Source organism: Parvularcula oceani, assembly GCF_000733125.1.
Taxonomy (GTDB): Bacteria; Pseudomonadota; Alphaproteobacteria; order Caulobacterales; family Parvularculaceae; genus Parvularcula; species Parvularcula oceani.
The window spans coordinates 26,249-36,623 of the sequence record NZ_JPHU01000019.1 but is presented as its reverse complement, the minus strand read 5'-3'; the positions used below and the strand labels follow the sequence as shown (position 1 = coordinate 36,623).

The window sequence follows — 10,375 nt, the reverse complement described above, 5'->3', positions numbered from 1 at the left end:
GGCCGTCTTGGTTTGGACGACGAGGACTGACGGCGACAGGCACTGTGAAGAGACGAGTATCTGACTGTCTACTCGCTTCTTCGGCCCGCGTCGGCGGAGTGCCGATGCCGTAGCTCAAGAGCGGCCTATCGCTGGTCGGCAGGCTGATGAAGAACCGGCAGCGCCCTAGAGTGTTTTAGAGAAGCCCGCGTGGAGAGTAATATGTTTCAGGTATTGAAAGGCGGTCGGCGGGACGTTCTCGCCGCTCGGTTTTTCGGGCAGCAGGGAAGAGAAGAGCTGGATAAGTTCTCCGATTGGCTTGAGAGAGAGGTTCTCGAACGGCCGGACGCCGTCCTTCTCGTCGTATTGGACGACTTCGGCGGTTACCGAAGCTTCCAAACAGCGGTTGACGATCTCAAAGCGGGTCTTCGTTTCGAAGATCGGTTCGCGAGAATCGCGATAGTCGGAGACGCTGGCCGGGAACAGCTCATGACGACGCTGTCTGACCCCTTTGCGAAGGCGACCCTTCAGTACTTTCCGAAAGACGGGCAAGGCGCTGCCCTCGCTTGGCTGCGATCCTGAACCACAACGAGGACGAGGCGACCATGGGCCAAGGCCATGATCACGGCGTAAAGCCAACGGCGAGTAACGAACGCAAGCTGGCCATTGCCGCTGCCCTGACGGGCGGCTTCATGCTGGCGGAGGTTGTTGGCGGTATCGTCTCTGGGTCGCTCGCCCTGATCGCCGATGCCGGCCACATGTTGACCGACTTCGCGTCTCTCCTCTTGGCGCTCGGCGCGGTCCGGCTGTCGCGACGTCCGGCGACCTGGAAACGCAGCTACGGCTACGACCGCTTCTCCGTGCTCGCCGCCTTCGTGAACGGGCTGTCGCTGTTCCTGATCGCTGCCTGGATCGTCTACGAAGCGATCAAACGCTTTCGCGAGCCGGTTGAGGTGTTGGGAGGGCTCATGTTCTGGGTCGCCCTGGTGGGCCTCGTGGTGAACGTCGTCGCGTTCTGGATGCTGACACGGGGCGAGGGTTCGAACCTCAACGTCCGCGCCGCCGCGCTGCACGTGCTTGGTGACCTGCTCGGCTCAGTTGGGGCGATCGTCGCGTCGATCGTCATCATGCTGACGGGCTGGACACCGATCGACCCGATCCTCTCTGTCTTCGTCACCGCGCTAATCCTCCGAGCAGCCTACCGCGTCGTGAAGGAGAGCGCTGCGATCTTGGTCGAGACCGCACCGGAAGGGCTTGAGGCCGAGAAGATCCGCGCCACCCTGCTCGCCGAGGTGGAGGGTGTCACCGATGTGCGCCACGTCCACGCCTGGTCGATCACGGAGGAGCGTCCGATGCTCACCTTAGAGATCGACGCTGCCGCTGGCAGTGACCCGTCCGCCGTCCGGAAGGCCGCGAAGGCGCTGCTTCACGAGCGGTTCGACGTGGACCACGTGACAGCGGAGGTGGATGTCACCGCGACCTCGGTCTCTCCATGAGCGTGCTGGACACAGATGAAGTTCGCCGCCTCTACGACCGGCGGGCGGGAAGCTACGACCTCCTAGAGATCGGCTTCCGAGCACTGGGTTTCGGACGGCACCAGGCGCGACTGATCGAAGGCCTCGGCCTGTCGCCAGGCGACACCGTGGTCGATCTGTGCTGCGGCACCGGGGTCAATCTGGAAAGGCTCTCCGGCGCCGTTGGAGAGGCCGGAACGGTCGTCGCCGTCGACCTGTCCGAGGGGATGCTGCGCGAAGCTCAGACGCGGGCGAGCCAGGCCGGTCTCGGCAACATCGATTTCGTCCAAGCCGACGTCCGCGAGTTCAACTTCCCCGCGGCGACGCGCGCGGTCCTCTCGACGTTCGGCCTCGAGATGGTCCCGGGCTACGAGACGGTCGTCGCGCGGACCTATGCGGCGCTGCCCGCAGGCGGGCGTCTGGGCCTTCTCGGCTTGAAACGACCGGAGGGTTGGCCGGACTGGCTGATCGAGGCGGGCGTCGCGCTCACTTCGCCGTTCGGCGTCAGCCGGGACTACGAGGACTTCCGCCCATGGGTCGCCGCCAACGCGCGCTTCGAGCGGGTCGCGTACCGGGAATATCTCGCCAGCGCGGCGTACAGCCATCTCGGCCGGTCGGTGGCCAGCGGAGATGCCGAGAGGAGCGTTGGATGATCGTTCTCTGGTTCGCTCTGCTCGCGGCGTCGCTTTGGGGCGCCCATTGGGGCGCCGAGCAGGTCGCGAACGTCCTCAAGAAGCTGCGCGCCCAGTTGCGGATCTCGGCGCTCGCGGGCGGTGCCCTGGTCGGCCTCGCGGCCGCAGCGCCGGAGTTCGGAATCAACCTCGTCAGCGCGATCCAGGGCATCGGCGACATCGGCCTTGGCGTTGCGTTCGGCACCAACGTCATCGCCATCCCGATCATGCTGCTGACCGCCTACGTCGCGACCCGCAAGGAACGTCTGCCGGACCACGAAGGGCACGCGGCCCACCGCGAGAAGCGCGTCATCGCGGTCAGCCGCGAGGCGATCGTCGTTCAGGCGATCCCCTACACCCTGGTCGTGATCCTGGTCGGCGTTCTGACCCTGCCGCCTGCCTGGCAGGGTCTGCAGCCGATCGACGCGGCCCTGCTGGTCGCAGCCTACCTCGCCTACCTCGCGAACGCGGCGCTTCGGAACCGGCCTAACCAGGAAGAGGTGCGCTGGGAAGGAAAGGAAGCCCTCCTAGCGGTTGGCGGCGTCGTCGCGCTCGGCGTCAGTACCTACCTCGCCGTGACGGCGACCGAGCGCATCGTCGAAGCGCTCGGCATCCCGCTCATCGTCGGTGGCCTCCTGATCACAGCACCCGTCGCGGCATTGCCCGAAGTCTTCGCAACGTGGAAGGTATGCCGCCGCGGCGAGATTGACGCGGGCATCACCAGCACACTTGGCGACAATGCCGTCACCATGACCCTGGCACTCGTGCCGCCTGCCCTCGTCGGCCTGTCCCTGCAGAACGTGACCCTGACCGCTCTCTCGGTCGCCTTCGCCATCCTCATGCCGGCGACCTACGCCGCCTGCATCTGGCGAACCGAGCGCGCGATCGGCATTGCGGGCTTTCGAAGAGGGCAACTTGCCGTGTTCACTGTTCTGCTGGTCCTCTACCTCACCCTCGCCCTGACAATCGGACTGAGAGGATGATCCTCGACCGCTCGCACCAGGCTCTCCACGGTATCACCGCCCGTCGACGGAACGGGCGAATGGATAGGACCCCCAAGTACCTCGCTTCCTACCTATGAGTTCGATAACCAGCACGAGGACAAAGTAGAGCCTTAGAGGAAGCCGTAGCGGTCCTTCGGAATGGGTGTAGTTTCGTAATCATCCGAAGCCTTGGGTAATCTCCAAGGCGGGAACACGGATACGGCGAGTGAGCAACGTAGCGCGGTCTTGATGGACCTCATCAACGCACCTTGCTCGTGGGTGAGTTGGAGGCAGGCCGCATAGCGGATTTGTTGAAAGCGCCGATTGGAGAGCATACCCCAAGCAGAGTTTTTGGGTCTATAGTCGGATAACGTTCGACTACGGCACTATGGGGAACCCGGCCGATAGCAACGCCGAGCAGGAAACCCATCGAGCAAAAGAAAATCGTTGCAATGAAGGCAGCGCTAGAAGTCTTCGACCACGAAGAGTCGTCAGGCTTGCCTGGGAAGGGCTCTCACTCAGGCAGGCGGAACCCGACCGTCGAGGCTTGCGCGAGCACGCGGCCAACCGGTGTCGGCTCGTCGACCGGCACGGCGCCCTCGGGCCACATGGCGATGAGCTCGTCGATGGCGGCGATCAGGTCGTCCGGCGCGTCGGTCATGGCTTCCGCACGGTCGCGGGCCACGACGGCGAAGCCGTAGGCGTCCTGGTACTCGCCGGGATCGCTGATGGCGCCCTCGGTAATGGCGACCTGGTACTCCTCGGCGAGCGTGTCCATCAGGAAGCGGATGATCTCCGCCGGGTCGCCGCCGGCGCGCTCGGCGACGAGCGCGAGGTTCTCTTCGGCGGCGGCGAGTTGCGGTTCGACCTCCGTCGCCGGGCGTCCCTCATCCAGCGCGGCGGAGACTTCCTCGAACAGCGCGGGTTCGAAGCCGAGCGGATCGAGCCCAGCACGCTCCGCCGCGTGGGTCTCGGAGACCGGGTGCAGGAGGTGGCGCGCCGCCATCTCGGGCCTGCCCGCGCGGTAGAGCGCGAGGCCGGCCTCGACGTGCCCGCTCATGAAGGCGAGCCGCTCCGGCACGGGCAGCGCGTCGACGCCGTGACCTGCACTGCCCTCGCCTTCTCCTTCGCCCTCACCCTCGCCTTCGCCGCCCATCTCGCCGGACGCGGCGGCGGCCAGCGGCGTCTCCGCGCCGTCCGCGACGGCTTCGGGCGCGAACTCGGCCTCGCCCTGCGCGGCCGGCTGATCGGTCCGGTCGGCGGCCGCCTGCTCACCGCAAGCCGCGAGGCCAGTCCCCAACAGGGCGGTGCCCAGTCCCAGAGCCGTCCAGCGTTTCGTCGTCCTCGTCATCTCGTAGCCCGTTGTCTCGATCGCGGGGTTCCTCGTAGGAAAGGCCCAGCCCCATTGCAAACCATTCTCAGTGGCATCTCATGATCCTCACCATCTCCGAACTGCTGCCCGCGGACACGCTAGAGACGATCCAGGGCGACCTCGCCAATCTTGAATGGCGCGACGGACGCGAGACCGCGGGGCGTCAGGCGCGAACGGTGAAGCGGAACGAACAGGCGGACCTGTCGAGCCCCGTGGGTCGGCGTCTCCGCGACCTATTGTCCAGCACCCTCTCGGGACACCCGGTCCTCAACGCTGCGGCCAGGCCAAAACGCTTCTCGCGCCTCCTCGTCAGCCGCACCGGCGAGGGCGGCGGCTACGGTCCGCACGTCGACAACGCCCTCATGGGACGTGGCGAGGCCCGGCTGCGGACGGACCTCTCCTTCACCCTCTTCCTGACGCCGCCGGAGGACTACGAGGGCGGAGAGCTCGTCGTTCACGGTGCGGACAGCACGCAGGAGATCAAAGCCCAGACGGGCGATCTCGTCCTCTACCCCTCGACCGAGCTGCACGAGGTCGCGACGGTCACGCGAGGCAGCCGGATCGTCTGCGTCGGTTGGATCGAGAGCCTCGTGGCCGACGCAGCCCAACGGGCGATCCTCTTCGATCTCGCCAACCTTCAGGCGTCTCTGCGGGGGAGCCTGCCAGAGGGTGCGGGCGAGCGCCTCGTTCTCGACAAGACGCTCGCCAACCTTCTCAGGATGTGGGCGCGGCCCTGAGCGGGTTCAGCGCCAGCCGACCCGGTCGAAGATCCGCACCGCCTCGGCCTGGTTCTCCCCGAGCGCGGACACGTTGAGGTCGTCGGCCTCGAACGTGCCGAGCGCCTCGACCGCAGAGGAGGTCTCGACGCCCTTGGCCGCCGGGTACTCGTTGTTGCCGTTGGCGAAGTATCGCTGCGCGCCCTCGGTGGTCAGATACTCGATGAAGCGGATCGCGTTGTCGCGGTTCGGCGCGTACTTCAGAACGCCCGCGCCGCTGACATTGACGTGCGTGCCGCGGCCGTCCTGGTTCGGAAAGATCACACCGACCTTGTCGAACACGGCCTTCGTCTTCGGATCGTCCGAGGCCGCGTAGCGGGCGAGGTAGTAGGAGTTGACCACGGCGATGCGGCACTCTCCCGCCGCGACGGCCTCGATCTGGCTCGTATCGTTCCCCTGTGGACGGCGCGCGAAGTTCTCGGTCACGCCCTCCGCCCAGGCTTCCGCCGCCTCGGCGCCGTCGTTCTCGATGATCGAGGCGAGAAGCGAGATGTTGTAGATGTTGGAGGAGGACCGGATGCAGACGTCACCGCGGAAGGCGGGGTCGGCGAGGTCCTCGTAATGGGTCAGCCCTTCCGGCTCGCCCTGCGCCTTGTCGTAGATGACGATCCGCGCGCGGGTGGAAAGGCCGAACCACAGCCCGTCCGGATGACGCAGCGAGGGCGGAAGGCGCTCCTCCAGGACGTCCGACTCGACCGGCGCGAGGAGACCGGCCTCCTCCGCCCGCCAAAGGCGACCGGCATCGACGGTGATCAGGACGTCGCCGGGGCTGAACTCGCCCTCGGCCTGGATGCGCTCGATGAGGACGTCGGCACCGGCCTCGAGGAGGTTCACCTCGATGCCGGTCGCCTCGGTGAACTCCTGGTAGAGCGCAAGGTCGGTGTCGTAGTGCCGCGAGGAGTAGACGTTCACCTCCTCCGCGGCGCCGGCCTGTCCGGCTCCGAGCGCGGTCAGCACCGTGCAGAGAACGGCGACGCTGCGCGAGAGGGCGGTGCGGCCGTTCGGCCCAGTGAGTCTTCGCATGGGGATCGTCCCAACTTGTTCTTGCGAAGCACTATCACCCTGTGGAGCCAGTGCGCAAACCCTTCTCCCAACGGTTGGTCGTCCGCGATGTCGCGGCCTCGCCCCTCGCTGGCTGGCCGATCTGCGCGACTTCGGGCGCGGAGACGGCGGCGGGGAGGCCTGGCTCGCCCCCTCTCGACGCGGCGAAGGCGCGAGCGGTGCCGGGAAGCGGACGCAGTGTCACCGTGTCGCCGACGGCCACCGCTTCGGACGGATCTAGATCGGCCGTGAGCCGGTCGCCGTTGGCGGCTCGGACCGTGACGCGGACGCTGCGCCCGACGAAGCGCACGTCCTCGGCCACGGCAGAGGATGTCCCGCGCCGCACGGCCAGGGTCTCGGGCCGCACGAGGACGTCGCACTCGTCCGCGCCGGCGACGCTGGCGAGCGAGGCGAGAGGCCAAGGGCCGAAGGGGGTCTGCAGGGCGCCGCCGGAGACGTGAGCCCTGACGACCTGCCCCTCGCCGAACAGCGTGCCCACGGCGGCCGTCGCAGGCTCGTCGTGGAGCTGGCGCGGCGTACCGGCCTGGACGATGCGCCCGCCGGCCATGACGGCGACCTTGTCGCTCAACGTCATGGCCTCTTCGGGGTCGTGCGTGACGAGGATCGAGATCGCGCCCCGCTCGCGCAACGTGCGGCGGGTGGCCTCGCGAAGCTCGCGCCGCCGGACCACGTCCACGCTGGCGAAGGGCTCGTCGAGCAGTACGACCTGCGGCGACGGCGCCAGCGCACGGACCAGGGCGACGCGCTGCTGCTGTCCGCCGGAGAGCGCGTTCGGATAGGCCTGCGCCTTCTCGCCCAGGCCGATCCGGTCGAGGAGGCGGTCCACCTGTTCTCGGTGGCGCTTCAGCCCGCCGGTCAGGCCGAACGCGATGTTCTGCGCGACGGTGAGGTGCGGGAAGAGCGCCCCTTCCTGGAAGACGAGACCGACCGGCCTCTGCTCGGGAGGCGGATTGCGGCGGCGCGAGGCGAGCAGAGCGCCGCCGAGCGCGATCTCGCCGGTCTGGACCGCGAGCATCCCGGCGACCAAGCGCAGCAGCGTGGTCTTGCCGCAGCCCGACGCGCCGAGAAGGCAGGTCACCTCGCCCGCCTCGGCGGAGAGCGAGACCGATCGCAGGACCGGTCCGCCGCCGTAGTCATGGCTGATGCCTGCGATCTCCAGACTCATTCGGCACTCTCGACTGGCGGGGCCATCGCGGCACCCGAGAAGCGGTCCGCCCTGCTGGGCGCCTTCGGCATACCGTGGTAGCGCGCCAACATGCAAAGTATTCTCAGACGCGTTTACGTCCAGGCCTGGGAGGATACCGCCCTTCCTTCCTGGGCAGGCGTCGGGACGGCTACGGTGGCGGCGCTCGCCTCGCTGCCGATCCTCGCGATTCTCTGGGGCAGCTTCGGGCGACCCGGCGACCTGATCGGCGTCGGCTCCGCCGTCCTGCCCGACTACCTCCTCAACACGGGCGGCTTGGTCCTGATCGTTGGGGTGCTCGCGACGGTGATCGGTGTCGGCACGGCCTGGCTGACGACGGCCATGGCGTTTCCGGGACGAGCCCTCTTCTCCTGGCTTCTCGTCCTGCCGCTCGCCGCCCCGGCCTACCTCGTCGCTTACGTCTATACCGACCTTCTCGAGTACACCGGGCCGGTGCAGGCCGCGCTCCGTGCCGCCTTCGGACCCGAAGGCTCGGCCTGGGTTCCGCCCGTTCGCAGCCTTCCGGGCGCCGGGGTCATGCTGGCGCTCGTCCTGTACCCGTACGTCTACCTTCTCGCGCGTGCGGCCTTCGCCGCGCAGAGCCGCAGCCAGTTTCTCGCCGCGCGCAGCCTGGGGGCTCGGCCGGCTTCGGCGTTCCGGCGGGTGGTCCTGCCCGGCGCGCGCCCGGCCATCGCAGGCGGCCTCGCCCTCGTCCTGATGGAGACGCTGGCCGACTTCGGCGTCGCGGACTACTTCGCCATCCCGACCTTCAGTACCGGTATCTTCCGCACTTGGCTGGCCCTCGGCGACCGGCAGGGGGCGCTTCAGCTCGCGGGCATCCTACTCGTCTTCGTCGCCGCGCTCGTCGCCGTGGAGGCATCGAGCCGCCGCGGCGAGGTCGCGAGCCGCGACCGCCTGTCGGAGGGGACACCACCCTTCGCCCTGTCGCATTGGCACGCGGCCGCCGCCGTCATCGCCTGCGCCTTGCCGGTCGTTCTCGGCTTCGTCGTGCCGGTCTCCCGGCTCGCTTGGCTGACGCTCGCGAGCGGCGATCAGATGCCGTTCGTCACGCTCGCCGACTACGCGGGGAACAGCGTCAGTATCGCCCTGCTGACGGCCTTCGTCGCGACCGGCATCGCCCTGCTGCTCGGCTACTCGCAAAGGCGTGCGCCGAAGCGTGGCGCCCTAGGACGGGCCAAGCGAGGGGCGCTTCGCCTCGCGACGCTCGGCTACGCGCTGCCCGGCACGCTCCTGGCGGTGGGCCTCCTCTCGCCTCTCGGAAGCTTTGACCGATGGCTGACCCGGCTGTCGCGCGAGGTGACCGGGATCGATCACGGCCTGCTCCTCACTGGTTCGGTCGCGCTCTTGACCTACGCGCTGACCGTCCGCTTCCTGACCGTATCGTACAATGCGGTCGGCGCGGGGTTCGAGAAAGTGCCGCCCTCGCTCGACGCGGCCGCGCGGTCCCTAGGCGCGACACCTGCCAGGCTGGCCTGGCAGGTCCATCTGCCGCTCCTGACACCGAGCATCCTCGCAGCGGCGAGCCTCGTCTTCGTGGACGTCATGCGGGAGCTGCCGGCCACGCTGATGCTGCGCCCCTTCGACTTCGAAACGCTCGCGACGCGCGTCTACCGCCTGGCGAGCGACGAGCGCCTGGCCGAGGCCTCGACCGCGGCGCTCCTCATCGTTCTCGTCGGCATTCCGCCGGTCGCGCTCCTGAACCGCGTTCGGCGCTAGTCGCCGGCAGACAGGACCTCTCGCGCGGCCCGCTCGGGATCCTTCACCATCTCGGGCTCGAGATCGATCTGCATGACCCAACGGTTGCGCGGGCTGTAGGCCTTCCACTCGGGCATGAGTTCGCTTTTCGGCTCTCCGGGCTTGGCGAAGCTGAGCCAGGCGTCGGACATCATGTCGGCGAGGCGCCCCGGCTCCTCGCCAGGCCCGACCAAGACACGCGACTTGTCGACGTTGTCGAACATGAACGGGATGTCGAGCGTGTGCGGAGTACAAAGGGCGCCGCCATTGACCGGCGTCTCCCAGGTCAGCTGGTAGACATAGACCGGGGCACCGCGTCTCGGCTGGAAAACCACGCTGTTCTCGATCTGAACCTACTGTCCGGACGGCGCGATTGGTGCGCTTACGCAGCAGAGAGTAAGGACAGCTGCTGGCGCTTGCGGCGGAAACTGTCGTCCGCCGTTTCACCCGCCTCGACGGGGGCGCATACTGCCGTCTCGAAGACATTTAGCCCTCGTGATCTCGTCAACTCGTTTGTCCGGCGCAACCGTGCCAGCCTGCTGGCATCGCGCAGGTGATGCTCTTCCGGCTGCTTGCCTACCCGTTTTGGAATAGCGTCGGGGGCACCACTGGACAAGCACTAAGAAGCAACTAGGTCTGAAAGTACAGCCTATACTCCAGCGTCCCCTCTTCGACCCAGAGATGCAGGTGATCTGCTTGATCCTCTTCAATCTGTTCGTAATCCCTGTTTAAGAAGGGTATCTATTATCTGAATTTTCTTGGCAACAAACAGTGCACGCCTCATCGTCACGATCTCGAACGCCCCAAAGGCTCTTCTATACTTTTCATGGTCCGCATTCGTCACGTAGGAAGCGCAATCGATCTCGAGGAGGACGGGGCAGGTTTCTCGGGCGGGTGGTCCGGGATGCCCCGCGTCGGCGAACAAGAGGTCCACCAAGGGGAAGCACGAGCGGGAAGCTGCCATCAACGGACGGGCCGCGTCACGGTCCGGCACGGCCCCTCTTTGGGAGTTGGGTCCTACCCTCGGTATCGATCAGGACGTAGCGCTTGCGAGCGGTGAAGGGCTTGCCTCCGTCGTAC

At 67.2% G+C, this 10,375-nt stretch carries 10 protein-coding genes; 6 read left to right on the top strand and 4 right to left on the bottom strand.

From position 1 onward, the window contains the following. Positions 1–201 precede the first annotated feature (201 nt). From IE88_RS18995 to IE88_RS0115280, 4 genes are read left to right on the top strand one after another with little or no spacing between them, the layout of a single operon-like run. Entirely contained in the window at positions 202–561 is a 360-nt protein-coding gene (locus IE88_RS18995; protein ID WP_036767482.1) for a SpoIIAA family protein, read from the top strand. 23 nt (positions 562–584) lie between these two features. After that, the gene (locus tag IE88_RS0115290; protein WP_031556202.1) at positions 585–1,475 is read left to right on the top strand and encodes a cation diffusion facilitator family transporter; all 891 of its coding nucleotides are present in this window, start codon (positions 585–587) and stop codon (positions 1,473–1,475) included. Continuing rightward, a complete protein-coding gene (locus tag IE88_RS0115285; RefSeq protein WP_031556200.1) occupies positions 1,472–2,146 on the top strand; it encodes a class I SAM-dependent methyltransferase in 675 nt (224 codons plus the stop codon). The genes IE88_RS0115290 and IE88_RS0115285 overlap by 4 nt, the downstream gene beginning before the upstream one ends. Continuing rightward, positions 2,143–3,147 carry a sodium:calcium exchanger gene (locus IE88_RS0115280; protein WP_031556198.1) on the top strand — a complete coding sequence of 335 codons (1,005 nt, stop codon included), beginning with the start codon at positions 2,143–2,145 and terminating at the stop codon, positions 3,145–3,147. Before IE88_RS0115285 ends, IE88_RS0115280 begins: the two co-directional genes overlap by 4 nt. A gap of 514 nt (positions 3,148–3,661) precedes the next feature. Here the strand turns inward: IE88_RS0115280 and IE88_RS0115275 are convergent. Then, the gene (locus IE88_RS0115275; RefSeq protein WP_031556197.1) at positions 3,662–4,498 is read right to left on the bottom strand and encodes a hypothetical protein; all 837 of its coding nucleotides are present in this window, start codon (positions 4,496–4,498) and stop codon (positions 3,662–3,664) included. Positions 4,499–4,578: 80 nt separating this feature from the next. Between IE88_RS0115275 and IE88_RS0115270 the strand changes: the two genes are divergently transcribed. Beyond that, entirely contained in the window at positions 4,579–5,256 is a 678-nt protein-coding gene (locus IE88_RS0115270; RefSeq protein WP_031556195.1) for a Fe2+-dependent dioxygenase, read from the top strand. 6 nt (positions 5,257–5,262) lie between these two features. On the opposite strand, the gene IE88_RS0115265 is transcribed toward IE88_RS0115270, so the two are convergent. Together IE88_RS0115265 and IE88_RS0115260 are read right to left on the bottom strand one after the other, a co-directional pair. Then, complete coding sequence (locus IE88_RS0115265; RefSeq protein WP_051882356.1) at positions 5,263–6,318, bottom strand: Fe(3+) ABC transporter substrate-binding protein; 1,056 nt, start codon at positions 6,316–6,318, stop codon at positions 5,263–5,265. A 34-nt stretch (positions 6,319–6,352) separates the two neighbouring features. After that, complete coding sequence (locus IE88_RS0115260; protein WP_081871733.1) at positions 6,353–7,522, bottom strand: ABC transporter ATP-binding protein; 1,170 nt, start codon at positions 7,520–7,522, stop codon at positions 6,353–6,355. Between the two features lie 90 nt (positions 7,523–7,612). Here IE88_RS0115260 and IE88_RS0115255 point away from each other — a divergent pair, with 90 nt between their 5' ends. Then, on the top strand, positions 7,613–9,277 hold the full coding sequence (locus IE88_RS0115255) for an ABC transporter permease (protein ID WP_081871732.1): 1,665 nt from the start codon (positions 7,613–7,615) through the stop codon (positions 9,275–9,277). On the opposite strand, the gene IE88_RS0115250 is transcribed toward IE88_RS0115255, so the two are convergent. Next, positions 9,274–9,630: a carboxylesterase family protein gene (locus IE88_RS0115250; RefSeq protein WP_031556189.1), complete on the bottom strand. Its 357-nt coding sequence runs from the start codon at positions 9,628–9,630 to the stop codon at positions 9,274–9,276. The genes IE88_RS0115255 and IE88_RS0115250 overlap by 4 nt on opposite strands. Positions 9,631–10,375 lie beyond the last annotated feature (745 nt).

Coding starts and splice junctions, on each gene's coding strand:
- IE88_RS18995 (WP_036767482.1), top strand. CDS start 202: ATGTTTCAGGTATTGAAAGGCGGTCGGCGGGACGTTCTCGCCGCTCGG.
- IE88_RS0115290 (WP_031556202.1), top strand. CDS start 585: ATGGGCCAAGGCCATGATCACGGCGTAAAGCCAACGGCGAGTAACGAA.
- IE88_RS0115285 (WP_031556200.1), top strand. CDS start 1,472: ATGAGCGTGCTGGACACAGATGAAGTTCGCCGCCTCTACGACCGGCGG.
- IE88_RS0115280 (WP_031556198.1), top strand. CDS start 2,143: ATGATCGTTCTCTGGTTCGCTCTGCTCGCGGCGTCGCTTTGGGGCGCC.
- IE88_RS0115275 (WP_031556197.1), bottom strand. CDS start 4,498: ATGACGAGGACGACGAAACGCTGGACGGCTCTGGGACTGGGCACCGCC.
- IE88_RS0115270 (WP_031556195.1), top strand. CDS start 4,579: ATGATCCTCACCATCTCCGAACTGCTGCCCGCGGACACGCTAGAGACG.
- IE88_RS0115265 (WP_051882356.1), bottom strand. CDS start 6,318: ATGCGAAGACTCACTGGGCCGAACGGCCGCACCGCCCTCTCGCGCAGC.
- IE88_RS0115260 (WP_081871733.1), bottom strand. CDS start 7,522: ATGAGTCTGGAGATCGCAGGCATCAGCCATGACTACGGCGGCGGACCG.
- IE88_RS0115255 (WP_081871732.1), top strand. CDS start 7,613: ATGCAAAGTATTCTCAGACGCGTTTACGTCCAGGCCTGGGAGGATACC.